This is a genomic window from Bordetella genomosp. 1, assembly GCF_002261335.1.
In the GTDB taxonomy this organism is placed as follows: Bacteria; Pseudomonadota; Gammaproteobacteria; order Burkholderiales; family Burkholderiaceae_B; genus Bordetella.
The window spans coordinates 740,731-764,788 of the sequence record NZ_NEVL01000004.1 but is presented as its reverse complement, the minus strand read 5'-3'; the positions used below and the strand labels follow the sequence as shown (position 1 = coordinate 764,788).

20 protein-coding genes are annotated in these 24,058 nt (G+C 59.1%); 16 read left to right on the top strand and 4 right to left on the bottom strand.

The features are described from left to right. Positions 1-235 precede the first annotated feature (235 nt). The 12 genes from CEG14_RS20450 (at position 236) to CEG14_RS20395 (ending at position 17,304) form a co-directional block, all read left to right on the top strand. Positions 236-1,738, top strand: a complete 1,503-nt coding sequence (locus CEG14_RS20450) for an efflux transporter outer membrane subunit (protein ID WP_218831349.1) — start codon at positions 236-238, stop codon at positions 1,736-1,738. Next, positions 1,735-2,862 (top strand): efflux RND transporter periplasmic adaptor subunit, encoded by a 1,128-nt coding sequence (locus CEG14_RS20445; RefSeq protein WP_094828208.1) that lies wholly within the window; start codon positions 1,735-1,737, stop codon positions 2,860-2,862. Before CEG14_RS20450 ends, CEG14_RS20445 begins: the two co-directional genes overlap by 4 nt. Then, positions 2,859-5,942, top strand: a complete 3,084-nt coding sequence (locus CEG14_RS20440) for an efflux RND transporter permease subunit (protein WP_094828207.1) — start codon at positions 2,859-2,861, stop codon at positions 5,940-5,942. The genes CEG14_RS20445 and CEG14_RS20440 overlap by 4 nt, the downstream gene beginning before the upstream one ends. Before the next feature lie 182 nt (positions 5,943-6,124). Next, positions 6,125-6,958, top strand: coding sequence for a MipA/OmpV family protein (locus tag CEG14_RS20435; protein ID WP_094828206.1), 834 nt, complete (start codon positions 6,125-6,127; stop codon positions 6,956-6,958). A gap of 108 nt (positions 6,959-7,066) precedes the next feature. Further along, positions 7,067-8,020, top strand: a complete 954-nt coding sequence (locus CEG14_RS20430) for an MBL fold metallo-hydrolase (protein ID WP_094828205.1) — start codon at positions 7,067-7,069, stop codon at positions 8,018-8,020. A gap of 151 nt (positions 8,021-8,171) precedes the next feature. Further along, entirely contained in the window at positions 8,172-9,272 is a 1,101-nt protein-coding gene (locus CEG14_RS20425) for an alpha/beta hydrolase (RefSeq protein WP_094828204.1), read from the top strand. 148 nt (positions 9,273-9,420) lie between these two features. Further along, positions 9,421-10,665, top strand: coding sequence for an alpha/beta hydrolase family protein (locus CEG14_RS20420; protein WP_094828203.1), 1,245 nt, complete (start codon positions 9,421-9,423; stop codon positions 10,663-10,665). Between the two features lie 55 nt (positions 10,666-10,720). Further along, positions 10,721-11,587 carry an aldo/keto reductase gene (locus CEG14_RS20415; protein ID WP_094828308.1) on the top strand — a complete coding sequence of 289 codons (867 nt, stop codon included), beginning with the start codon at positions 10,721-10,723 and terminating at the stop codon, positions 11,585-11,587. A gap of 92 nt (positions 11,588-11,679) precedes the next feature. Continuing rightward, positions 11,680-12,609 carry an NADP-dependent oxidoreductase gene (locus CEG14_RS20410; RefSeq protein ID WP_179280645.1) on the top strand — a complete coding sequence of 310 codons (930 nt, stop codon included), beginning with the start codon at positions 11,680-11,682 and terminating at the stop codon, positions 12,607-12,609. Between the two features lie 616 nt (positions 12,610-13,225). Beyond that, entirely contained in the window at positions 13,226-13,729 is a 504-nt protein-coding gene (locus tag CEG14_RS20405) for a sigma-70 family RNA polymerase sigma factor (protein WP_094828201.1), read from the top strand. Positions 13,730-13,740: 11 nt separating this feature from the next. Continuing rightward, positions 13,741-14,706 (top strand): FecR domain-containing protein, encoded by a 966-nt coding sequence (locus tag CEG14_RS20400; protein WP_094828200.1) that lies wholly within the window; start codon positions 13,741-13,743, stop codon positions 14,704-14,706. Between the two features lie 120 nt (positions 14,707-14,826). Beyond that, the gene (locus CEG14_RS20395) at positions 14,827-17,304 is read left to right on the top strand and encodes a TonB-dependent siderophore receptor (protein ID WP_256985864.1); all 2,478 of its coding nucleotides are present in this window, start codon (positions 14,827-14,829) and stop codon (positions 17,302-17,304) included. A 640-nt stretch (positions 17,305-17,944) separates the two neighbouring features. Here CEG14_RS20395 and CEG14_RS26105 read toward each other — a convergent pair. Together CEG14_RS26105 and CEG14_RS20390 are read right to left on the bottom strand one after the other, a co-directional pair. Further along, the gene (locus CEG14_RS26105; RefSeq protein WP_143277251.1) at positions 17,945-18,763 is read right to left on the bottom strand and encodes a 2-keto-4-pentenoate hydratase; all 819 of its coding nucleotides are present in this window, start codon (positions 18,761-18,763) and stop codon (positions 17,945-17,947) included. Continuing rightward, a complete protein-coding gene (locus CEG14_RS20390) occupies positions 18,763-19,734 on the bottom strand; it encodes a Bug family tripartite tricarboxylate transporter substrate binding protein (RefSeq protein WP_094828198.1) in 972 nt (323 codons plus the stop codon). The genes CEG14_RS26105 and CEG14_RS20390 overlap by 1 nt, the downstream gene beginning before the upstream one ends. Positions 19,735-19,913: 179 nt before the next feature. Between CEG14_RS20390 and CEG14_RS20385 the strand changes: the two genes are divergently transcribed. Genes CEG14_RS20385 through CEG14_RS20370 form a run of 4 tightly spaced genes read left to right on the top strand, consistent with a single transcriptional unit; the run spans position 19,914 to position 22,805 of the window. Then, positions 19,914-21,032, top strand: a complete 1,119-nt coding sequence (locus CEG14_RS20385; protein WP_094828197.1) for a CaiB/BaiF CoA transferase family protein — start codon at positions 19,914-19,916, stop codon at positions 21,030-21,032. Continuing rightward, positions 21,022-21,474, top strand: coding sequence for a VOC family protein (locus tag CEG14_RS20380; RefSeq protein ID WP_094828196.1), 453 nt, complete (start codon positions 21,022-21,024; stop codon positions 21,472-21,474). Before CEG14_RS20385 ends, CEG14_RS20380 begins: the two co-directional genes overlap by 11 nt. Beyond that, positions 21,471-21,869, top strand: a complete 399-nt coding sequence (locus CEG14_RS20375; protein ID WP_094828195.1) for a PaaI family thioesterase — start codon at positions 21,471-21,473, stop codon at positions 21,867-21,869. The genes CEG14_RS20380 and CEG14_RS20375 overlap by 4 nt, the downstream gene beginning before the upstream one ends. 6 nt (positions 21,870-21,875) lie before the next feature. Further along, positions 21,876-22,805, top strand: a complete 930-nt coding sequence (locus CEG14_RS20370) for a LysR family transcriptional regulator (RefSeq protein ID WP_094828194.1) — start codon at positions 21,876-21,878, stop codon at positions 22,803-22,805. A gap of 97 nt (positions 22,806-22,902) precedes the next feature. Here CEG14_RS20370 and CEG14_RS26100 read toward each other — a convergent pair whose 3' ends face one another. Beyond that, positions 22,903-23,142, bottom strand: a complete 240-nt coding sequence (locus CEG14_RS26100; RefSeq protein WP_143277250.1) for a 3-hydroxyacyl-CoA dehydrogenase NAD-binding domain-containing protein — start codon at positions 23,140-23,142, stop codon at positions 22,903-22,905. 139 nt (positions 23,143-23,281) lie between these two features. Next, the gene (locus CEG14_RS20365; RefSeq protein WP_094828193.1) at positions 23,282-24,043 is read right to left on the bottom strand and encodes an IclR family transcriptional regulator; all 762 of its coding nucleotides are present in this window, start codon (positions 24,041-24,043) and stop codon (positions 23,282-23,284) included. Positions 24,044-24,058: the final 15 nt, after the last annotated feature.

The window sequence follows — 24,058 nt, the reverse complement described above, 5'->3', positions numbered from 1 at the left end:
CCTATTGGCACCTAGTGTCACTTATGGCAAAATGTGCGCATGACTGAGACCTATTTTCGTTTGCCTGCGGCCATGGGCATCTGCGCGGGATGCGGCGCCGCCCGGGGCATCCCGCTCGGGCCATGCGGCGGCGTCGGGTTGAGAGCAGCATGCTGTCGCGAAGGGTCTCACAGCCATGTCTAGTCCGACTCGCCCTTTGAGAATTCCCACAAGACTGCGCGGCGGAGGGCTGTTGATGACGTTCCTTTGGCTGAGTGGCTGCGCAATCCAACCGCGCTACGAAACTCCCGAGGTCGCTATGCCAGGGGCGTGGAGCAACATTCCAGAAAGCGCATCTGGGGGGGCAATGGCGCGACAAGAAGATTGGTGGACACGATTTGATGATCCGGCCATTGATTCTCTCGTCGAGTCGGCATTACTCGACAACCCGACACTTTCCCAAGCGGCCGCGCGAGTCGATGAAGCGCGGGCCGCCGTCGGCGTCAGCCGAGCCCGACGCGCACCCCACTTGAACGCCAATGGATCTATGTCGCGTGGCGCTTCCCAAGCTCAGTCAGGAAGCGCGGCTGCTGTCATTGCAACCTCGGCCTCACTGGCGCCAAGTTTGTCGTGGGAGCTGGATCTTTGGGGACGAGCCCGCGCAAGCGAAGATGCTGCTCGCAGTCGACTCGATGCGCGAGGCGCTGATGCCGAAGATGCTCGGCTGTCATTGATTGCGCAGATCGCCGACAGTGTCGTCGCCTTACGAGCATGCAACTATTCCCTCGCCGTCCGTAGCAAAGACATCGCTTCGCGCGAAATTGAGCTGTCGCTCATTCGTCAACGTCTCTCCGTCGGGAACGTATCACCGGTTGACGAAGCTAGCGCTTCGAGCGATCTGTTTATCGCGCAAACGAATCGCTCGAGTCAGGAACAGTTCTGCACCGAGTTGGTTGATTCACTTGTCGCGCTTAGTGGGCGAGAGGCAAATTCGATCCGAAGCCTCGTACCCCAGCCATCACGATTTTTGCTGGACGCCGGGAATGGCGTTACCAGCGAAGACAGTGGAATTAACGCTTTTGCAAGCGTAGTCCCCAGCCCGCCTTCCTTTCTATTGGATATGCCCGCCACGGTGCTCCGCCAGCATCCTTCTGTAAGAGCAGCAGAGCGCGAGCTTGCAGCGAGCTACGCCGAAATCGGCGTGGCTCGGGCCGACCGGCTACCGCGCGTGGATCTCTCCGCGCTTCTAACTGGTCAGTGGATTCGAGCATGGGGTTCCACGACGCATTCCGACACCTGGTCTATTGGTGGTGCTCTCGCCGTACCGATATTTGACGGAGGCTTAGGATCCGCCAATGTGGAAGCGGCGGAAGCACGCTACCGCGCTTCATTGGCAAACCTCGAGGCAATCTTGCGTACGGCCACGCGGGACGTTGAAGACTCCCTCGCAGCGCTCTCTTCCTCACAGCAACGAGCCGACACGTCAACGAAAGCCGTTGACGCAGCGCTCGTTGCATTTCACGCAAACGAGGCTAGCTATCGAGCCGGCGCAGTCAGCCTGTTTGAGTTGGAAGGCTCTCGACGAAGACTCAACGCCGCGAGGGAAAGTGCAATAACCGCTGCGTCCGACCGCGCTCGATCATGGATTTCGCTTGTGCGTGCCGCGGGTAATCCAGCGATGTATGCATACCCCTCCGGTCAGTCGGGGGACGCAAAGGCCGTCAGTACCGATTTTCGCAGCGATCGCAGTGTCCAATGACAAAACAACACGAAAATTTCGTCTCAGCTCCAGACCGCTCACGGAAGCGCCGCATTCTGTACGTGGTGGCCGTGCTTGCACTCATCTTCGCGGTAGTGCTCCTTCTAAAAACGCGTCGCCCACCGGTCCAGGACGAACCCGCCCGAGCCATCACACCGGCCCTCACAGTAACCAGCGCGGCTTCTCGCGAGATTCTATGGCCTGTCGAGTTGAAGGCTAGTGGATCTGTTGCGCCTTGGGAGGAGGCAATTATCGGCGCCCAAATCGGTGGATATCAGCTCGTGCAGGTGTTTGTTAACGTTGGCGACGTGGTTCGAAAGGGGCAGGTCATCGCCGAGTTCGACGCCGATCTTTTGCAGGCTGAGCATGCGCAGCTAAAGGCGACCGCCGACGAGGCTACAGCAAATCGAAGCCGGGCGATGTCCCTTCAGCGCAGCAGGGCGATGAGCGATCAGGATGTACTCCAGTTTGTAACCCGGTCCAAAACTGCGAATGCCGCGCTTGCGGCGAATGAACTGCGTCTTCGCTATACGGAAGTCAGGGCGCCTGACGATGGTGTCGTCAGCGCTCGATCTGCGACGCTGGGTGCCGTTGTGCCCGTTGGCCAAGAGCTGTTTCGCATAATCCGTCAGGGTCGCTTGGAGTGGCGGGGAGAGCTCACGGCAGAGCAGCTCTCACATGTGAGGTTGGGACAGGAGGTCGTATTGAGCCTCCCCGACGGCAGCAGCGCCACGGCCACGGTTAGACAAACGTCGCCAACTCTCGATAACGCGTCCCGCCTAGGGATTATCTATGCGGACATCAAGCAGGGCAGCTCCGCTCGGGCTGGCATGTACGCCCCTGGCGCGATCGCGCTGGGCCAGAGTCAAGCCCTAGTCGTGCCCGCCGAAAGCGTCGTTATCCGAGACGGTCGAAGCTATGTCTTTACGCCTTCGGATGAAGGCCCGACACCCCACGTATCCCTGCGCGGCGTGACGCTTGGTCGCAGGAACGAAAGGGCGATAGAGATAATTCAAGGGTTGCGAAAGGCAGAGCATGTCGTCGTTCAAGGCGCAGGCTTCTTGAAGGATCGAGATGTCGTCCGGCTCGCAAACGATATCCCCGAGAGGGGCGGTCGGCCATGAATTTCGCCACCTGGTCGATCCGTAATCCAATCCCGTCGATTCTTCTTTTCGCGTTGCTCACGCTCGCGGGCCTATGGGGATTTCAAAAGCTTCCTACACAGGATCTTCCTGACTTAGAGCTGCCAATGGTCACCGTGACACTGACGCAACCGGGTGCGGCGCCAGCTCAGCTTGAGACCGAAGTGGCGCGAAAGGTCGAGAACGCGTTAGCGACGCTAAGCGGCTTGAACCACCTGCGAACGTCTGTCACGGACGGCGTCGTGTCAATTCAAGTCGAGTTCGTGCTGGAGAAGCACCTCTCGGACGCATTGATAGAGACGAAGAATGCGGTAGATAGCATTCGCTCAGATTTACCGCCGGATCTGCTTCAACCCAATGTGAGTGCATCGTCCAGCGTTGGAGCGGCTGTTCTCACGTACGCAATAGCGTCCAGTCGCCTTAACGAGGAGCAGCTTTCGTGGTTCGTCGATGATGTCGTTGGCAAGGCCGTCCTAGGGGTTCGCGGAGTTGGCCGATTTGAGAGACTAGGAGGGGTTGAGCGCGAAGTCAGAATTGAAGTTGATCCGCTGCGCATGACTGCCCTCGGGGTGACCGCTGCCGATGTTTCGAGGGCGTTCAGGCAGATACAGCAGGAGTCATCCGGAGGACGCGGCCAACTCGGCGGCAAAGAGCAGTCCATCCGAACGATTGCTACGGTTCGAACGGCATCGGAGCTCGCGGATCTTCGTGTTGCTCTGCCAGATGGCAGCCACTTCAGGCTAAGTCAGATCGCGTCGATTGTTGACGGCCAAACCGACGCGTCCCAAGCCGCTCTGCTTGACGGTCAGCACGTTGTCGGATTCAGCGTATACCGCGCTCGGGGCTACGACGAGGTTCGTCTCGCACAAGGGGTGCGAGAAGCCGTGAGGCTGCTTCAAGAAGATGATCCCAAACTCACGTTCACGGAAATATCGGGATCTATCGGACAGACCCTCGAGCAATATGACGGCTCGATGGCAATGCTCTACGAGGGAGCCATTCTAGCGATGGTCGTCGTCTGGGTCTTCTTGCGTGACTGGCGCGCCACGCTGATCGCCTCGACGGCCTTGCCCTTGTCCATCCTTCCGGCGTTCGCCGCGATGGCATGGTTGGGCTTCACGCTCAACACGGTTACCTTGCTTGCGTTGGCAGTGGTCGTGGGAATTCTTGTCGACGACGCAATCGTCGAGATCGAGAATATCGAACGACATCGGCACATGGGTAAATCAATACGACAAGCAGCAGAGGACGCCGTATCAGAGATTGCCTTAGCGGTCATGGCGACCACCATGAGCTTGGTTGTGGTGTTTCTGCCGACGGCCATGATGAGTGGGATCGGTGGAATGGTATTCAAACAGTTCGGCTGGACCGCCGTCATTGCCGTACTCGCCTCGCTGCTTGTCGCCCGGCTTCTTACGCCCATGATGGCCGCCTACATTCTCAAGCCAGAGCCTATCCCCGAGCCAGAAGACGGCAGGGTCATGGGCACGTATATGACGTTGGTGCGGTGGTGTCTAAAGCACCGTAAGACGACCTTGGGGGGATCAGTGGCTTTCCTCGCCGCGTCGCTAGCGCTCGTCCCCTTCATCGAAACTGGCTTCATTCCGGCTTCCGACAGTGGAACTACGACTGTGAGCATTGAGCTACCTCCAGCAAGCTCTCTCGACGATACGCTCGCGATTTCCGAGTCTGCGCGTGAGGCAATCCGCACCGTGCACGGGGTGGCGCATGTCTTCACCACCGTCGGCAATGCTCAGCGCTCCGGTCCCGGTGGGGCGAAGACCGGCGAAGTGCGCCGAGCGACCCTCACGTTGACTCTTTCGCCACGTGGCGAGCGTCCGACTCAACAAGATATCGAAAACTCGGTCCGCGAAAGCTTGGGTCACGTGCCGGGAGCTCGGTTCGCGGTGGGGGGGAGTGGCCCGGGGGGAAAGCTCACAATCATTCTGGCTGGCGACAACATTGACGCACTAAAGGCAAGCGCAAACGCCGTCGAGTCACAGCTAAGAGATGTCAAGGGCCTCTTTAACATCGCTTCTACCGCGAGTCTGGAGCGGCCAGAAATCATCATACGCCCTGATGCGGAGCGTGCTGCAGAGCGCGGCGTGACAGCCGATGCAATCGGAGACATCGTGCGTATTGCGACTAGTGGGGACTTTGACTCTCAGGTCGCGCGACTGAATCTTGATAATCGACAAGTCTACATCCGCGCGCGGCTCTCGGACACTGACAGGCAAGACATCGGAACTATCCGCAACATGCGCGTACCCGGCAGCCAAGGGTCCGTCCCGTTGGGAAGCATCGCGAGCATTAGCGTAGAGAGCGGCCCATTGCAGATCGATCGGTACGACCGGCTCCGAAATGTCACCATCTCGGCCGACCTGGGGGGCACCGCGCTCGGAACCGCGCAGGCGGCAGCCGCGAATCTGCCATCGATGAGGAATCTTCCCTCAGGCGTCAAAGTAGTCCAAGCCGGCGACGCTGAAATTATTGCCGAATTAGGCGCCGGGTTTGGTATGGCGCTAGTTGTCGGAGTTCTTTGCATCTACTGCGTGTTGGTACTGTTGTTTAGAGATTTTCTGCAGCCCATCACGATTCTATCTGCTATCCCGCTTTCTATTGGCGGCGCGTTTCTCGCGCTTCTGGTGACCGACAGCGAGCTGAGCGTTCCCTCAATGATTGGGCTTGTGATGCTGATGGGGATCGTAACTAAGAATTCGATCCTGCTTGTCGAATACGCAGTCCTGGGAATGCGCGCACGAGGCCTCTCTGCACATGATGCGTTGCTGGATGCGTGCCACAAGCGCGCTCGCCCAATTGTGATGACTACTGTCGCAATGATTGCGGGAATGTTGCCAATCGCCTTGGGTCTGGGCGCGGATTCGAGCTTTCGTCGTCCGATGGCCATGGCCGTTATTGGCGGTTTGATCACTTCTACAGCGCTAAGCCTGCTCGTCGTGCCGACGGTGTTCCTTTACGTCCATCGATTTGAGGCGTGGCTTGTGTCCATGGGGATTCTGCAACCTCTCTTTCGAGGATCTGATGCAGCGCAAGAGTCATGACGCGGAAGTCAGGCGATCCAAGCGGACATCGAAGTACCGCGTCCACATGGGAGAGCTGGACCGCTAATAGCATAGATTTAGCCCCTTGCTGTCGAAGACCGCTAGGTCCATTTAGTTAGACGGCGGTCAGTAATCAAGCGCACCCCGTGGGGGGCAACCACAACTTTCATTTGGGGATCTCAATGTCATCACCTTTTCGATACTCCATAACGGCTGATCTCAAACCGCGTGCCCTCGCACTGGCATTAGCCGTTTCGGTCTCAATTCCGCTAACCCGAGCCTTTGCACAATCCCTCGACCCAATATCCAGCGCTCCCGGACAAGCGACGGCGCTGGAACGTGAAGACTCAAAATGGGGGATCGGCATTGGAGCCGGAATCAACTATCGCGTGTACCGCGATTTTGACGACCGAGTACGTGCGCTTCCCCTGCTGACGTTCGAGAACGACTACGTGCAGCTGATAGGTTTGGGTCTAGACGTCAAATTGCCTTCGTTGGGGCCAGTATCTTTCAGATTGCGCGGGCGATACATCGGCGAAGACTACGACTCCGGCGACTCGCCATACCTCTCTGGCATGCAGGATCGGAATTCGAGCTTCTGGGTGGGAGGCATCGTAACTTGGCGCACCGCCCTAGTGAACCTCTCGGCTGAAGTACTGACTGACGTGATGAGCAATAGCGACGGCAGACGAGCCAAGTTTCAAATCGACCGTCGGTTTGCGGCAGGCGCATTCGGATTTACGCCCCGGCTGGCCGCTGAATGGGTAGACGGCAACTATGTTGATTACTACTACGGTGTCCGGCCAAGCGAGGCGCGCAGTTGGCGGCCCGCATATAGCCCCGGCTCCGCAATCAATACGGAGGTTGGACTTCGCATCGACTGGGAGCCCGTGCGTCAACACAATCTTTACCTTGACGCGGGCGCAACGCGAATGGGTTCAGCTATTCGAAACAGTCCGTTGGTGGACGAGAGCACTCAGTGGGGCTTCGGCCTGGGGTACCTGTATCGCTTTTAAGTTCTGAGCGCATGTCTGCTGCGAAAGGGCGCGTGCGCTATGCACAAATGGTGGGGCGCTCAGGACACTGCGCCGGCGCACCGCAACAATTTTTTGGAAGAAGTAATTATGGCTCTTCTCGCAAGGCGGAGACGCTTCAAGAACCTTGATGGCAGTACAGCGCCGGGCACGGTCGTGCCTGCCTTTCGAATGCTAGTCGTTGATGGTCTGGCCGGACGCGGACGCGGCGTATCCAGGCGCGCTTTCGTGCCGACCGTCCTGCCCGATCTTGCAACTATTGGGACCCCACCGGCGCCCGGCGAAGGTGCGCGCCTCACCTGGATCGGCCACGCAAGCTGGCTTGTGCAGCTGGAAGGAAAGTCGCTTCTTATTGATCCAATTTTTGGCGAACTTGGACTAGGTCCGAAAGTGCGTAATGTGCCTCCCGGGCTACTGCCCGAACACCTGCCCCCTATTGACGCCGTGCTCATCACGCATAACCATTACGATCACCTTGATCTCCCGTCGCTAGAGCGCGTAGGTGCGCCCGTCGTTGCTGGGTTGGGATTGAAGGCGTACTTCGCCAAGCGGGGAATGCACGCTAGCGAACTGGGCTGGTGGAAATCAGTGCAACTGGGGCCGATCAAGCTGACATTCGTGCCCGCTCAACATTACAGCCGCCGAAGCCTCACCGACGGCAACCAGACACTTTGGGGAGGCTTTGTTGTCGAGGGGCCATCGGCGTGCGTCTATCACTCCGGTGACACTGGATACTTTGCAGGGTTCAAGGAAATCGGTTATCGCTTTCCGGAAATCGATGCTGCTCTCCTGCCAATAGGTGCGTATGAACCAGAGTGGTTCATGAACAGGCAGCATATGAATCCGGAACAGGCGGTGCATGCCTATATCGACCTGGGCGCGAAGCAATTCTTTGCCATGCACTGGGGCACCTTCAAACTGACGTACGAAGCGCTGGACGAACCACCGGTTCGATTGACGGCCGAATGGAAGCGCCTAGGTCTTCCGAGGCTGAGAAAGCGCATTTTGGCTGTAGGGGAAAGTGCCGTCGTGAGGCGCGGATAGGATGAGTGAGTCCTTAGTTGGCCCGCCTAGTCTTCCGTGCAGCGGACATCGCCGGACGTTGGGGCGGCGGGTGGTTGGCAGTCTAGCCTGCTTGTTATCTGCCGTCCTTGTAGCGTCGCTAGCCGGAGGGTTGCTAGGAGGATGTGCACCGATGGAGCGGATCGAAGCGCCGATCCGCTCGGTCGTCTTTGCCGATTATCGCGGGGAGATGATTCAAAAAATCGAAGCCAAGCGCAAGTTCCAACTCACTGATGAACGGGCGGAATTGCTTTGGAACTCGCCGCAGGAATGGCGCCCCTCGAGTGTCGCCCTGGACGCAAAGCCTGCTAGGGGAGTCCTTCTGATCCATGGACTTGGCGACTCCCCGTGGTCTTTTCATGACGTAGCGCCAGAACTTGCTGCACGCGGATATCTGGTCCGCACAGTGCTGCTTCCGGGACATGGAACCGATCCTGCGGACATGTTGGATATCACAGCGGAAGACTGGCAACGAGTCGTTTACGAACAAGCGCATACATTGCAACAGGATGTAGATGGTCCGATCTACTTGGGGGGGTTCTCCACCGGAGCCAACCTAGCGCTCGACTATGCCTATCACCACTCAGAAGTGGCGGGCCTCATGTTGTTTTCGCCTGGATTCAAAAGCATGTCTTTGGACTGGCTCGCGCCGCTTGCGTCGAGGTTGCGCCAGTGGGTTATCGCGCCGGGGGAAGGTGTGATTATGCAGACCCCTGTGCGTTATATGAATGTCCCGCTAAACGGCTACGCTCAGTTCTATAGAACCAGCGTGACTGCTAGGCGCCTACTCGAGCGCCCCTACAGCAAGCCCGTTTTTATGGTCGTCGCTGAGCACGATTCAGTTCTGGATACAGATTACCTGCTTGAGGTCTTCAAGTCTCGCTTTACCAATCCGCAAAGCCGCTTGATCTGGTACGGAACTACTTCAGATGAATTGGCTACCGATGCGCGGATTCTAGTACGGCAGGACCGCTTCCCTGATCTCCGAATTAGCCAGTTTTCTCATATGGGCGTGTTGTTCTCTCCGAGCAATCCGCTTTACGGAGCCGAGGGAGCTCTTCGCATCTGTTTGAATGGTATGGACCGAAAGGCGCGAGAGGCGTGCGAGCGAGGAGCAGAGACCTGGTTCTCGGACTGGGGATATAGCGAGGAGGGCAAAGTACACGCGCGACTGACGTTCAACCCGTATTTTAGGTGGCAGACGAAAGTCATGATGTCAGTTTTTTCCGAGTGAAGTGTCGAACTGCGGTTTACGGCCTGCCCGGGGGCAGCGCCCTTTTTACTCAGTTCTAAGTGCTTGTCTCATCTTCGGTCTAAATAGGTAGGAAGTCTCGGGGAGCGAGGCAAATCCATCAACAATGCAAGGAAAAGGTGTGAACAGAATGGGTGGACAGAAAGAGCAGGAATATCGCAATCTCGCGGGCGGCAAGGTTGGCGACCAGACGACTAGCTCGTTGTGGAGAGTGCATTGGGCGCAACCCAAATTCTTCAATGACAATTTACTGATCGATGCGCTCCTAAAGCACATATTGAGTCTCATGCCCTACGGGATGACCGACTTTGGCGAGGTCATGGACGTGGTGCACCAACTTGATGGCAGCGATGAAGAAGCATGGGTCGATGCGTGGGCCCGATTGGCTAGCCGGCTGCAAGACCGAGCAGAAGCGGCGGACCGCAGTTCCAAGCGCGTCACCGCGTCCAGCGCCTATCTCCGAGCCTCTACGTACTGGCGTTGCGCGCTCCTGTACTTCAGCGATTTCGGCGACAAGCGCATGAGGGAGTACGCAGTCGCCAGCGCCTCATGCTACGAGCGCTATATCAAGCTGTCGGGCTACCCCGGTGAGCGCATCGATATTCCATACGAGCACGGCTTTCTTCCCGGCTATTTCTACCGATCGCCGCATGCGAGCGCAAAGGCACCGCTGCTCATCGTCACGCCTGGCCGGGACACGTGGGCCGAAGACACCCGTTGGGTTTGCGAAGGCGCGCTGCAAAGAGGCATCCACTGCCTGACATACGATGGTCCGGGCCAGGGATTGGCGCTGCGGCTGAACAATCTCACCTTCCGTCCGGATTGGGAGAGAGTGGTCAGCCCGCTGATCGACTTCGCGCTGGAAAAATACTCGGAGATCGACGCTTCCAATGTCGCACTGATGGGCCTGAGCTTCGGTGGCTATCTGGTACCGCGTGTGGCCGCGTTCGACAAACGTATCAAGCTCTGCATCACCGATCCAGGCAACATCAGTTGGGGACGCCAAATCGTCGCGCAACTAGAACGTTTTTCGGACTATTCACTGGACGAGATTCCAGAGCAGATGCGCAACCTGGTGCGCGACTACGCCTGGAAGCACGGCGTGCCGTCCACGATCAACGATGTGGTGCACGCCCTCCATCGTTACGACAACTCGGCCATTTTGGACAAAGTGACCTGCGAGACGCTCGTACTAGATGGCACGGGCGAGGTTTTTCGCGGGGCCAAGCCATTCTACGACGCCTTGCAAGGGCCCAAAGAGTACCTGCTGTTCGACGAGACCACGACGGCGCAGTCTCACTGCCAGATCGGTGGCTACGCGACGGCCTCCGAATACATCTTTGACCGGATCGCCGAACGGCTTGGATGCGCGTGATCTGCGCTTCTCGTTCGACGTTGCGACCTTGCACAATTTCCAACAGGAGCAAGACATGAGTTCTTCGCTTTCAAATATGAACGAGTTTCTTCTGGGCGGAGACCTGCTCATCAAGCGGCTTGGCTTCGGCGCCATGCGTTTACCTTGCAACGGCTTTCGCGGCCCGCCGCGCGATCCGGAGACCGGGCGAGCCGTACTACGCCAGGCGGTTGAACTCGGCGTCAACCACATCGACACGGCCGCGTTCTATCAGAGCACCGATGGTTCTGTGCGCGCCAATGCTCTGATCCGCGAGGCGCTTCATCCCTATCGCTCCAACCTGGTGATAGCGACCAAGGTCGGGGTTGTTTTTAACGAGGATGGCAGCCACCGACACGCCACGGGCGCTGACATGCGCAAGCTCGTCGAAGATAACCTCTCCAGCCTGTGCCTGGATCGTCTTGATCTGGTGTACCTGCGTATCGGCGAGATGACGGTGCCGCACGGCGAGTCGCTGGCCGAACGCTTCGAAGCGTTGGCCGCACTGCGCGCAGAAGGCCTAATTCGGCATCTGGGAATCAGCAACGTCGATATCGGGCACCTGAACGAGGCCCGAGCCATCGCCCCGATCGCGGCTGTCCAGAACAACTTCCATATCGCCAAGCGCGAAGACCTGAGTCTTCTGAAGGCTTGCGAGGATGCCGGTACCGCGTTCTGCCCCTTCTTCCCGCTCGGCGGCGGTAGGGAAATCGAGGATGGGCGTTTGGCCCGTGTCGCTCGACGGCACGGTGCTACGCCATCCCAGATTGCGCTGGCCTGGTTGTTGGCATCCTCTCCGGTGATGCTAGCGATCCCAGGCACAGGTACCGTTGAGCACCTTCAGGAGAACGTCGCAGCAGGCGCCATTGCTCTCACCGTGGACGACTATACCGAGCTGGCATGAATCCGGCCGCACGGTAAGCTCGCGGCCCGCCCGAGCTTACCGTGCGGGTATCAATTGGCATCCCAAGAAAATGGCGAAAGCCAGAGAATCTCATGAAAAGAGTGCAGTTCAGCAACTACGGCGGTCCCGAAGCGATGGCGTTCGCGGAACATACGCTACCCCCGCTTGAAACCCAGCGGGTGCGCGTGCGCGTAAAGGCAGCAGCGATTAATCCGCTGGATTGGAAATTGCGCCGCGGTGTCATGAAGTTTGTCACCGGGTGGAAGTTTCCCCTGGGCATGGGCTCCGACTTCGCTGGGGTCGTGGAAGAGATCGGTGCCGATGTCATCAATTTCCGCGTGGGCGACGAAGTGCTCGGCACGGCCGAGATCAGGAGGCAAGGGGCGTTTGCGGAGGTCGTCGATGCGAGCGCCAAACTCATTGCCCATAAACCCGCCACGCTTACATTCAGCGAAGCCGCGTGCCTTCCGATCCCGGCAGCGACCGCCTGGGCGGCTATCGTCGGCGTCGCGCGCGCGGGCCGCGGTTCGCGGATATTAATCCACGGCTGCAGTGGCGCGGTTGGCAGTTACGCGGTCCAGCTCGCGCGGGCGCATGGGGCGCAAGTCTGCGGCGCGTGCGGTGATGCCTCGATCGCTGCCGCGAAGGCTGCCGGCGTCAATCAGGCGTTCTCGTACTCGGACAAAGCATTGTTCGCATCCGATGGTCGCTACGACGCGGTGTTCGACACGCTTGGCACGCTGGACGTGGCCGATGGGCTGGCGCTGCTCAAGCCCAAGGGCCGCCTTATCGACATCAATCCAACGCCGGCCCGGATGCTGCACGGCCTGTTTTCAGGGCGCTACCGGATGGCGTTTTCGACTGGTGGATTCAAAAACCTAGATGATATCGCCAAGTTGGCAGGTGACGGAAAGCTGCATCCGCTCATTGGCCTGGAAGCACCGTTTTCCGACGCGCTGTCCCTGATCGAGGACGCAGAATTCGGCCGGCGCCCGCCCGGCCGGATTGTGCTGCTCATATAAAAAAGACGCAAAAGGGTATGTACTTCGGTCTGTCTTGCCAAACCACTGAGGTCGACGTTCCGAGGACTGTTTTACGGACTAGGTACCGCAAGACCTTTCGTCCCTGTTTGCCAATGCCACAGGTTGCGAAGCATGCCCTTTGGGAAGAGGCGCTCCGATAGATGGTTAACGGGAGCTCCAACTCAACGCTTGCCTAACTTTGAGGCGCTGGCGCGCCGCGCCGGGATTTGCGTGAAAGGTTTGAGCGGGGTTCTCGTGCGACGCCTCAATCTCATAATGTCACCGGGCCAGAGCTGGGGTGGAGATTGGGTCACAGCCAACTGGTTCACATCAAAAGGGGCATGGCACGCCGCTAGTTGTGGAGATGTGCGCCGGAAGTGCGCAGACAGTCGTCACTATCGACGTCTCTTCGAAAGCGGAACCGGTTGGACGACAAATTGCACCACCAAGAAGGTTGAGCCGAGACCGTTAGCGGACAAAAACTGCCGACACAGGCCCCTTAGGCGCGGCTTGCCAAAATCTGCAGGTTTGAAGGAAAATTGATAGTAATTCTCATTACTAATTTTTCAGTCCGGAGCGCCTTGTGTCCAGCATTTCTCCCGATGCCGTATCAGCGATGCATACGCTTTACAGCGACAACCATGGATGGCTGTTGGGGTGGTTGCGCCGTCGCGTGGGCGATCCGTTCGACGCGGCGGATCTGATGCAGGACACCTTCGTCAGGGTGTTGAAGACGCATACCGGTCGATGCGGCGCAGCCAGCGCCGACCCCGTCGCTGAGATTCGGGAACCGCGCGCTTACCTGGCGACCATCGCCAAAAGCCTGATGATCGATTTTTTCCGGCGCCAAACGCTGGAGCGAACCTATCTCGAGGTCTTGGCCACACTCCCGCCGCAGGAGGTGCCTTCGCTCGAAGCGCAGGCCGTGTTGCGTAGCGCCTTGATCGAGATCGACGCCATGCTCGAGGGGCTTGGATTGAAGGTCAAGCAGGCCTTCTTGATGGCGCAGTGCGAAGACCTGCCCTATGGCGAGATTGCCCGCCGTCTGGGGGTATCGCGTCGCAGCGTGGATAATTATCTGGCGCGCGCCATGGCGCATTGCTGCTTGCTCTTGCCGTGAGCGGCACGCCGATGCCTACAGACACGACGCCCAGCGCGCGGGACCTGCGCGCCGTCAAGGAGGCCGCCACCTGGTACGCGCGCCTGAATTCGGAAGCCGCCACCGCCAACGATCGCAACGCCTGGAACCACTGGCTTGCCAGCGACGCCGCCCACCGCGCCGCGTGGGGCAAGGTCGAGCAGGTCTGCCGCCAGATGGGCCGCCTGCCAGGCAGCATCGCCCGCCCCGCGTTGGCGCCGGACAAGGCGTCGCGCCGCGCTGTGCTACGTGGTTTCGGCCTCGTGGCGGGCGCCGGCGCCGCCTCCTGGCTGGGTTGGCGCACACTGACCTTGGAAAGCTGGACTGCCGACTACCGCAGCGCCGTCGGCGAACGGCGCAACATGCAGCTAGCCGACGGCTCGTCCATGCTGATGGACACGGATACCGCCGTCGACGTCTCGTTCGACGAGCAAGCCCGCATCCTGGACCTGCGATCGGGCGCCATTCTGGTCTCCACGCATCCCGACCCCGCCGCCACGCCGCGCCCCTTCCTCGTGCGAACGCGCCAGGGCACGGCCACCGCGCTCGGCACGCGTTTCATGGTCAAGACCGAAGGTGGCTGGACGCGCGTGGCCGTCCTGGAAAAGTCGGTTCGCATTGAACCCGTACAGGGGCAGGGGGCCGTCGTCCTGCAAGCTGGCCAGCAAGCGCGGTTCAGCCGAGACACCGTCGAACCCGCCAAGCCAAACGACATCACTACTGCGTCATGGACTAGTGGCAACCTCGTCGCGTTGGACATGCCGCTGGGCCAACTGGCGGCCGAGCTGGGCAGATATCGGCGCGGCGGTCTTGGGTGCGACGCCGATGTTGCCCAACTGCTGGTGTCGGGCTCTTTTCCGCTGGACAACACCGATCAGGGCCTGGCCGCGTTGACGCAGGGCTTTCCGGTCAAGACCGAGCGGGTGCTGGGCTATTGGACCCGGCTTGTCGCGCGTTGAAGCGTGCGGACGCCGAGCTCAGGAACCGTCCAAATTTATTTTTGAAGAATTTGCGTCTTCGGGCCGTTTCGTTCGTCCTCTCAGGCAGAACCTTTATTTCACGCCTTCCTGAGAGACTTCATGTCGTACAACCCCTCTGTTCACTCGATTTCCGTCCGCGGCATGCGCCTGCGCGCCTTGCCTTCCCATTTGGCGCTATTGTTCATGGCGTCGGCCCTGCTTGCCTCGCCGATGCTGCATGCGCAAGGCGCCGTCATGGCCTCCGAGTCCACCGTCCGCCGCTTCGACATCCCTGGCGGGCCGCTGGCCCAAGTGATCAGCCAGTATGCAAGCGCAGCCGGCGTGGCCATCTCGTTCGATGCCGCGCAAACGCGCGGCTTGACCTCTGCCGGCGTGCATGGCGCGTATGGGGTGGATGCGGGCTTCGCGGTTGCACTGGCGGGTAGTGGATTGCAGGCCGTCCGCGGCGCGCAGGGCGCTTACACGCTGCAGGCTTTGCCCGCAGCGGGATCCGTGGTCACCCTCCCCAGCATCGCCGTGACCGCCTCTTCCGAGCGGCCAGCCGACGACGGCTTCGTAGCGCTGCGTTCGTCGGCAGGCACCAAGACCAATACGCCCCTAATCGAGATTCCCCAAGCTATCAGCGTCGTCAGTCGCGAAGAGATGGATCAGCGTGGCGTGCAGAATTTCAATTCCGCAGTGGCGTACACACCCGGCATTCGCGCCATCGACTACCCCGGCGGGCAAGGCGCGCCCGACATCTACCTTCGAGGTTTCCGCGCCTTCAACCTGTTTTCGACGTTCCGGGACGGCCTGCGCGCGGGGTTTAACCAGTACGACATCGATATCGAGACCTACGGGCTGGAACGGATCGACGTTATCAAGGGGCCGTCGTCCGTGCTGTACGGGCAAATCGCCCCGGGCGGGCTGGTCGACATGACGACTAAGCGCCCGACCGAAACGCCGCTGCATGAAATCGAATTGCAGGGCGGGAATTTTGACCGCCGACAGGCTGCGTTCGACTTCGCAGGTCCGATGGACCAGGAGGGCAAGTGGCTTTACCGCATCACCGGCGTGGCGCGCGACAGTGGCACCCAAGTCGACCATTCGCCCGACGACCGGTTCTATCTGGCGCCGTCGCTGACATGGCGTCCCACCGACCGGACCAACGTCACCGTCTACGCGAGCTACCAGAAATCCAAGCGCGGCGGTTCGGAACAAAGCCTGCCACTGACCGGCACAGTCATTGACAACCCGGCCGGCCGCTTCCCGTCGGACGTCTTTCTGGGGCAACCCGACCTGACGCACTACACGGTCGAGAACACCTCGGTCGGCTATGAAGTCGAACATGCCGCCACGGAAAACTGGACCGTGCGTCAAAAAGCCCGCTACACGCACGCCAACGTGGATTACGTGTCCAGCGGCGCACGCAACAGCGCGCAACTGACCGACGGACGCTACTACACGTTCGGCATGCAGGACCGCCCGAAAAGCACCGACACCTTCCTGGTCGACACCAATGTCGAAGGCCGCGTTTCGACGGGTGCCGTGCAGCACACCGTTTTGGCTGGCCTGGACTACGGGTACTATTCCGGCCGCGAGTCCCGCACCGGGGGCACCAACGGCACGGTGGACATCTTCAATCCCGTCTACACCAATACCACCACGTGGAACAGCTTCAAATCGGTGGACGGCAAGAGCCAGGTCTATCAGACCGGGTTGTATGCGCAGGACCAACTGCGCTATGAGCGCTGGATCCTGACGCTGGGCGGCCGCTACGACTGGGCCACCAACAAGGAATCCGACTATCTGTCCGATGCGTCCAGCAAGGTCAATGCTGAGGCCTTCACTGGCCGTAGCGGACTAACCTATCTTTTCGACAACGGCGTCGCACCGTACGTCAGCTACTCCACGTCGTTCCAGCCCGCCTCGGGCACGCTGGCGCCGGCACGGGGTGGCGGCAATTTCGATCCGACCAAGGGCAAGCAGTACGAAGTCGGCATCAAGTACCAGCCTCCGGGCTCCGACAGCATGATCACGGCGTCCCTGTTCCAGTTGACGCAGCAAAACGTCACCACCGCGGACCCTGTTTACTCCGGCTACTCGGTGCAGGACGGCGAGGTGCGCTCGCGCGGCCTGGAGTTGGAGGCGAAGACCTCGCTGGCCGCTGGCCTAAACGTGGCGGCGTCGTACACCTATCTGGATGCCGAGATCACCAAGGACAATGCCAATCTCGTCACCGGCGTTAGCAAGAAGGGCCTACGCCCAGCGTCGGTGCCGCGTCACATGGCGGGCCTGTTTGTCGACTACACCGTGCGCACCGGGCCGCTCGCCGGGCTGGGCCTGGGCAGCGGCGTCCGGTATGTTGGATCGTCCTACAACGCGGCCAATACGATCAAGATCGGCGGGTACACCCTGGTTGATGCGGTGGTGCGATATGACCTGGGTCAGTTGAGCCAAGATCTTAAGGGCTTGCGCGCTTCGATTAGTGCGACCAACCTCTTTGATAAGCGCTATTTCACCCCGGGCTTCTACGATCAGTCCGTGTTTTACGGCAACCGGCGCGCCGTGGTGGGGACATTGAGCTATAGCTGGTGATGTCACCGAACCGCGTGCCGGAGAACAAGGAACTCGGCCGGCCGATGCTTCAGCGCGCTAGGTGCATCGAACGGCTGTTTCTGGCTTGAACACGCTGCGAGGCCTCGCCAACGAGGTATGTCGAGGCTCATTCTCCAGGCGACGGTAATCTGGCTGCTCCAGTCTGCCACGCGCAGTGCGAGTGTAGTCATGTAGGCTGCGCGACAGTGAGCCATAGTCTCAGGTAAACAGGTAGCCGTATTGCCAAGGCAGGAATAGCCGGCCTGAGTTTGGCCTACGCGGTCCGTTCGCTGCTCTAAGACGAACTCAATGCCCCGGCCCGCGTGATCACGAAGAGTTCAAACTCACGCACGTATTTCATCAGCGAGCAAGCTCATAACCTATGAGCATCCAGCCTCGTATTCGGAAGCAGCCGACGCGCCCATGAAGCAGCATGAGAAAAGTTGAGCTGGGCGCAGTATCCCCCTCTGTTTGGGGCGTAAATACTTTACGGTAATTTGCATTCAGACCAATTTGCGTCGTCCAACGCGGGCTAGCTAGACTTAAGTTATGCGTCGCACGCCGGGGCGTCAGGCAGACTCTTGCGGCTGCGTGGTCCAGCGCCTCAATGTCACAGTCCTAGAGGTGCTCAAGCACTGGGCTAAACGGCTTTCTTGGCGGGATGTTGAATGCCAGTCAAGTTAACCCTCACCTCTCCAACGCCGTGAAAGCGAGCACAGAATGCATCGCCAGCTAGTCCTGGGACTAAGATATTGCATGAGCCCGAAGCCACAAGATCGCCTGCTCGCAGCCCTTGCTTAAGTTGATTCAATCTCCTGGACAGCCAAGTTATTGCGTGCAATGGGTTACCCATCACGTCATTCGTCGAGCCTCGAGCAATTGAGTCGCCATTCCGCTCCAATACGACGCCAATGCCGTTGAGCATTGATCTTCGCCAATCTGGAATAGACGCGCCGCGTATGTAGTGGCCCGAGGCGAAGCCGTCTGCCTGTATGTAGAGTGGGTCGGGCAGACGCTTTCGAGGAAAGCGGCACTGAGCTACCTCAATTCCAATGTGCGCACTACTTATGGCCATCGCTACCTCGTCTTCACTATACGATTCGGTCCGCGGAGGTAGGGATTTCCCAAGGATGAATAGAATCTCGCATTCGATAATGGGGTCCAGCAACTCATCGTGGCAAAGCGTGGCAGGGTGTTCGCGAACGTCGCGCAGATACGTGATACCGCAGACTGGTTGAGTAGTTCGCAACCGTCGCTGTAAGTCGGCATTTGTGGCGGCGATCTTCCAACCGGCAGTTGCCCAGCCTAACGTTTTCGCCACCTGCAGCATTACGGAGTAGGCGTCGTCTTCGGTCTCAACTCGTTCAAGCTGCGTCACGTCTTCGATCTGATGCCCGTCCCGCCGCGCGGCGACCAACGCGTTGACCAGGCGTTGGTGTGTGCTGGCACTGGTCTCCATCAGTCGACCGCCGCGCCCGTCGATTTGATTAGCTGTCCCCACGTCTCCGTTTCTCGCTCCATGCGGGAGCGCAGTGCGTCCGGACTTTCATCAGCTGGCAGCTCCAATCCACGCTCTTTGAACTGACTTCGGATCTCAGGATCCTGCAGTACTTGCTGGGAAAGCGCGCTCAAGCGCTGGACAACAGATGGCGGCATGCCGGCCGGGCCCAACAATGCAAAGAAAACACTGACGTCGATTCCGGGCATTCCCTGTTGTTGCAAGGTCTGAACGTCTGGCAACAGCGCAGAGCGCTGGGCCGAGGTGATTCCCAGCACCTTCAATTTTCCGGAAGTCAGGAATGGATAGGCGGTGTATACGTCTGTGAAGGTCATTGTCACCTGGTTGGCAAGCAGAGATTGCAGCGCCGGCGCCGAACCCTTGTACGGTACGTGCGTCACGTCCTTGAGCCCCGCAGCCTGGGCAAAGAGCAACCCGGCAAGATGCGTGGTGCCGCCGCTGCCTGCCGACGCGAACGTAGCGGGCTCTCGACGAGCATACGCGATCAGGTCTTGGACTGAGGAAACGGGAAGCGCGGCATTGACCAGAACCGCGTTGGGCAGGCTGCCGAAATCCGCTATTGGCTGGAAATCGCGCAATGGATCAAAGCCGAGCTTCGGGTACAACCCGGGATTAATCACCAGTACTGGCGATGACCCAAAAAGTAGCGTATAGCCATCCTTCGGCGCGCGCGCTATGTACTCGCCGGCAATGTTGCCGCTGGCGCCGGCCTTGTTTTCGACGATGATGCTTTGCTTGGCAAAGTCGCTCATTTTCCTTGCCACGCTGCGGGCAATCAGATCTGCAGGGCCGCCCGGCGGGTAAGGGACCACGAACGTGATTGGCCGCTGCGGCCAGTTTTCCTTAGCGCTCGCACCGGCGCTGGCCAAAAGGCTGACTGCAAATAGGGTTGTCTTGAAGGCACGATGCATGGGGTTGTCTCCTCGTCGCAATTGTTGTTTGAGGCAAATTCTAGGAGCACCACATCGCGCGGCGATTGGATTTCAGTATCCGTCCATACTCGTTTCGAATAGATGCCTCATTGCTAAACGATATGCTGTTGCTCGATGCCCTTTCCGACTAGCCGGGGGCCGCAGACAGGATACGAACGATGGAAGCAAGCGAAGGAGCGTTGGCAGGCGTACGGGTGCTCGATGTGTCACGGGTACTGGGCGGCCCATATGCCGGTCAGGTTTTGGGCGACCATGGGGCCGACGTACTCAAGATCGAGGGGCCGGACGGCGACGATACGCGGAGTTGGGGGCCGCCATATCTCGGACAGACGTCGGCGTACTTTTCTGGAGCGAACCGCAACAAGCGCAGCCGCATGCTGAATCTTGGTACCGAGTCAGGGCGTGCGACATTGATGGAGCAGGTGGCCCAGGCTGATGTGCTGATCGAGAACTTCAAACTGTCCACTTTGAGCAAATGGGGGTGGAATCTAAATAGCTTCGTCGAAGTCAATCCACGCCTTATTCATTGTCGCGTTTCGGGCTTTGGCTCGGACGGACCTTACGGAGGACTGCCGGCGTATGACACTGCCGTTCAGGCGCTATGCGGCCTGATGAGCGTCAATGGCGGCGCGGATGCGACACGCGTAGGGCTGCCCGTTGTTGACATGACCACGGGGCTGAATGCCGTCATCGCGGTACTGCTGGCTTTGCAGGCACGCCACCGCACCGGGCGCGGTCAGATGGTGGAAACCACGCTGTATGCGAATGCCGTGTCATTGCTGCATCCGCATGCCAGCAACTATTATGCGACCGGCAAGAATCCGGAAAGGACAGGAAACGCGCACCCGAACATCTATCCGTATGACAGCTTTCAGACCGCGAACGGCACAATTTATCTTGCAGTCGGAAACGATACCCAGTTCGTGGCGCTTTGCGAGCGACTCGGTATCGGAACAGTGGCGCTTGATCCACGATTTTCCGCAAACCCTTCTCGCTCCGTAAATCGGCAGGCGCTGCGCGAAATTCTCGAACAGGCGCTATCGCCGGCGGACGGCCGCGAATTGGCTCAGGACCTCGTCAAACTCGGCGTCCCCTGCGCGCCGATCTGCTCCGTCGCGGAGGTGCTCGGCCACCCACATACATCGCACATGGGGCTGGAGGTGACCCTGCCTGGCGGCTATCGGGGAGTTGCATCCCCGATTCGCTTGAGCGATACCCCGGCCAGTTATCGCCTTGCTCCGCCTGAACTTCGCGCAGGGAGCGCACATGGACTTTGATCCCTCTACCGCGCGCTACCCATACGGCTCGGACAAGCGCTACCACATGCATCATCCGCACCTGATCTGTGGAGACATTGCGCACGCAGTTGATTTCTATACTCGTTGGTTTGAGGCCGAAGTCATCTGGGATGGTTTGTATGCTGGAACGCGAAACGTTTTTCTGAAGATAGGACTTGGCGCGGTTCACATGTACGAAAAGGCTATCGATCCGAGCCCTCGCAATGCAGTGCATCACTTGGGAATTCAGGTCGTTGGCCTGGAAGAGCTTCACGGACGTATGAGCGCTGCAGGCCTTCATATCCCGAACGGGATACGTGCGTCAGACGGCGGAGGATACTTCATGGTGGAGGCCCCCGACAGGGTTCTCTTGGAGGTATTTGAACCCGGCCCCGAAAGGCCGGCCGAAATTCTCTCGTACTACGGACTTGCCGCACGATGAACTTGGAGGATGGCACCTTCTTTGGAATTCGCGCGCCGGTGATCGAGCATTTTGGGCTGCGTCCGCACTCTCTCGTGGACGATACCGCGTGCGCAATCCTTCCAGAGGCCCCGGCCAACCTGAACGCGCATGGCACCATTAGCGGCCCTGCTGTAATGGCGCTGCTGGACTTCACGCTTGCCGCTGCCGTGCGCGCTCACGATCCACTAGTCCTGCGTGCTTGGACGATAGACTTGGCCATCAAATTTCTCAAACCCGCCATCGGCCAACTGATGGCCGAATGCCGCTGTGAATCAAGGGGCCGAACGCTGGCCTTCGCGAGCGGCGTGGTCTACGATGCTCAGGGGATCAAGGTGGCGATCGCGACTGGGTCATTCAAGCTGGCAAAGATATGAGGAATCATGCACAAGGATGCGATCGAGCTGCGGCATCTTCGATATTTTGTGGCGCTGGCTGAAGAACTGAGCTTTGGTAAGGCGGCAGCACGTTGCCATGTGTCCCAACCTCCATTCAGTGTCGCGATTCAGCAACTAGAAGCCGCTCTCGGACTTCAGCTCGTGCTGCGCAATAGTCGCAGTGTCGAGCTCTCCGAAGTGGGAAGGGAGTTTTATCGCCGGGCCCTGGTCTTGGTCAGCCAAGCCGCCCAGTCAATCGACGACATCCGCGCGTACGATAGTCGAATCCGGTCGCGACTGAACGTTGGCTTTCACGCCTCGATGATCTACCGCGGTCTGGGGAACCTCGTATCGGCGTTCCGTCAGGCTCACCCGGATGTGCGTGTGTCGCTGCACGAAATGTCCTCAATGGATCAGTTGGCCGCGATCCAGCGCGGTGATATCGATGTGGGATTCACGCATTCCATCGTACCGAACGATGATCGCCTTTCGCACTGTACAACCTTGTTTTCGGAGCGATTCTTACTGTGTATGCCCGATCAGGGCAGGGCGGCTGCCGGTCCGGTCCGACTGGCCCAATTCCAGGAGGAGAATTTCATCATCTTTAACCGGAAATCGTCGCCATACTACTTCGATACGATCCTCTCCCTGTGCATAGAGGCCGGATTCTCTCCGCGCATAGAGCATCATGTCAGTCAATGGCTAACTGCGGTTTCCTGCGTATCGATAGGCATGGGTGTTGCGATCGTGCCGGAATGTTTGCTGCATACCGGCATCAAGGGCGTTGCGTTCCGCGAGATCGACACAAAAATCGACTCGCGTGTTCAGTGCGTGATGTCACGCTTTGCCAATGTCGAGCTTGGCGAGAAAATGCTGAAGTTGGCACGTGTGCACATCAGCCCGGGTCAAGTCCTGGAGCCGATCGCTACGGTCTAGGGCATCGGCGCACGCACCGGCTGGCCACTAGCGACTTCATGCACCACACGCTTCGTACGGACGAGATCTGGAAAGGCGCGCCCGGACCACCGAATTCCTAAGCGTCGCTATAAGGGGCTGTGCAGTTCAGGTTGCTAAAGTCCCTTCCTTGGGCGACGAGTCTGACCAGTAGATCCGCAGGTGCCGTCTTTTCTGCGATGTCTTCGAAAACCGCTTCGATGACCAGATCGACATTGGTTAACGCCGCGTAATCAGTAATCAGGAAAGCGCTGAAAAATTTCCAGCTTTGCGGCTTCGTCAGGCGCGCCTTGGAAACGAGCCTGTCGTACACTTGCACGACGCTCCTTCAACCCCGACTGGCGTTATCTGCATCGCGTTCCAGCAGCCAGACGTGCAGGCCGCCCTCCAGTGTCCGGCTGAGATCAAATCTCGCGTGGCACCGAGGTTGACGGCGCTCCCTTGAAAACCGGCAACATTCAAGTTGGATCGGCGGGTAGGGTAGGGGTAAAGTCGCTCGCTCGTAGCTCCTCTGCGATCAACTGGGCTATCCAGATTTTCCTTTCGGAAGTCATCCGCCCCTTAATCGCAGCAACGCTGATGGCAGCTTGGCTGCCCGTCGCAATCTCGAAGCGCATTCCCACGCCGCTGACGCCATCCGTAACCAAATCATTGGTATCCGCATATCCACGCCGCCTGGTATCTTCCAGCAACTTTTTTAATTTCGAAACGGAAGGTCCCCGGGGCTTGAATTCCTCCAGATGCCTCTGGTAGAGCGCGTCAACCTCGTTGTCGGGCAGGGTTGACAGCAACGTTACGCCCGCGCTTCCAATGCCCAGGACACGCATCCCGCCAACCTGGAGGACCAGTGCCTTGACGGGATACGAGCCTTCTTCGCAATGAACGCAATGGCCGTAGTCGCCATTTCGGACAACCAGAAAGACCGTGTCGTCCGTTCGACGAGCTAACCGCTGCATAACCGGCCTGACCCGGTCAATGATGGGAGCCGATCGCATGGCTGCTAGTCCAAGCTGCATGGCCTCGATGCCAAGCCGGTAGTTCTTCGACGGGTCTCTCGTGACCAGGCCGAACTCCACCAGGCTCGACACGAGCCGATACGCGGTGGCCCTATCCAATTCCGCCATGTCGGCCAGCGCGCCAATAGCTATGCCATGGGGGTGAATGCCCGCAATGTATCGGAGCAATGTCAAAGCACGAATGACTGTTTGGGGACCCTTCATCTGATTTCCGTTGCG

Bases quoted from the DNA above. Each gene is read 5' to 3' on its own strand.
- CEG14_RS20450 (WP_218831349.1), top strand. From the start codon at position 236: ATGACGTTCCTTTGGCTGAGTGGCTGCGCAATCCAACCGCGCTACGAA.
- CEG14_RS20445 (WP_094828208.1), top strand. From the start codon at position 1,735: ATGACAAAACAACACGAAAATTTCGTCTCAGCTCCAGACCGCTCACGG.
- CEG14_RS20440 (WP_094828207.1), top strand. From the start codon at position 2,859: ATGAATTTCGCCACCTGGTCGATCCGTAATCCAATCCCGTCGATTCTT.
- CEG14_RS20435 (WP_094828206.1), top strand. From the start codon at position 6,125: ATGTCATCACCTTTTCGATACTCCATAACGGCTGATCTCAAACCGCGT.
- CEG14_RS20430 (WP_094828205.1), top strand. From the start codon at position 7,067: ATGGCTCTTCTCGCAAGGCGGAGACGCTTCAAGAACCTTGATGGCAGT.
- CEG14_RS20425 (WP_094828204.1), top strand. From the start codon at position 8,172: ATGGAGCGGATCGAAGCGCCGATCCGCTCGGTCGTCTTTGCCGATTAT.
- CEG14_RS20420 (WP_094828203.1), top strand. From the start codon at position 9,421: ATGGGTGGACAGAAAGAGCAGGAATATCGCAATCTCGCGGGCGGCAAG.
- CEG14_RS20415 (WP_094828308.1), top strand. From the start codon at position 10,721: ATGAGTTCTTCGCTTTCAAATATGAACGAGTTTCTTCTGGGCGGAGAC.
- CEG14_RS20410 (WP_179280645.1), top strand. From the start codon at position 11,680: ATGAAAAGAGTGCAGTTCAGCAACTACGGCGGTCCCGAAGCGATGGCG.
- CEG14_RS20405 (WP_094828201.1), top strand. From the start codon at position 13,226: ATGCATACGCTTTACAGCGACAACCATGGATGGCTGTTGGGGTGGTTG.
- CEG14_RS20400 (WP_094828200.1), top strand. From the start codon at position 13,741: ATGCCTACAGACACGACGCCCAGCGCGCGGGACCTGCGCGCCGTCAAG.
- CEG14_RS20395 (WP_256985864.1), top strand. From the start codon at position 14,827: ATGTCGTACAACCCCTCTGTTCACTCGATTTCCGTCCGCGGCATGCGC.
- CEG14_RS26105 (WP_143277251.1), bottom strand. From the start codon at position 18,763: ATGGAGACCAGTGCCAGCACACACCAACGCCTGGTCAACGCGTTGGTC.
- CEG14_RS20390 (WP_094828198.1), bottom strand. From the start codon at position 19,734: ATGCATCGTGCCTTCAAGACAACCCTATTTGCAGTCAGCCTTTTGGCC.
- CEG14_RS20385 (WP_094828197.1), top strand. From the start codon at position 19,914: ATGGAAGCAAGCGAAGGAGCGTTGGCAGGCGTACGGGTGCTCGATGTG.
- CEG14_RS20380 (WP_094828196.1), top strand. From the start codon at position 21,022: ATGGACTTTGATCCCTCTACCGCGCGCTACCCATACGGCTCGGACAAG.
- CEG14_RS20375 (WP_094828195.1), top strand. From the start codon at position 21,471: ATGAACTTGGAGGATGGCACCTTCTTTGGAATTCGCGCGCCGGTGATC.
- CEG14_RS20370 (WP_094828194.1), top strand. From the start codon at position 21,876: ATGCACAAGGATGCGATCGAGCTGCGGCATCTTCGATATTTTGTGGCG.
- CEG14_RS20365 (WP_094828193.1), bottom strand. From the start codon at position 24,043: ATGAAGGGTCCCCAAACAGTCATTCGTGCTTTGACATTGCTCCGATAC.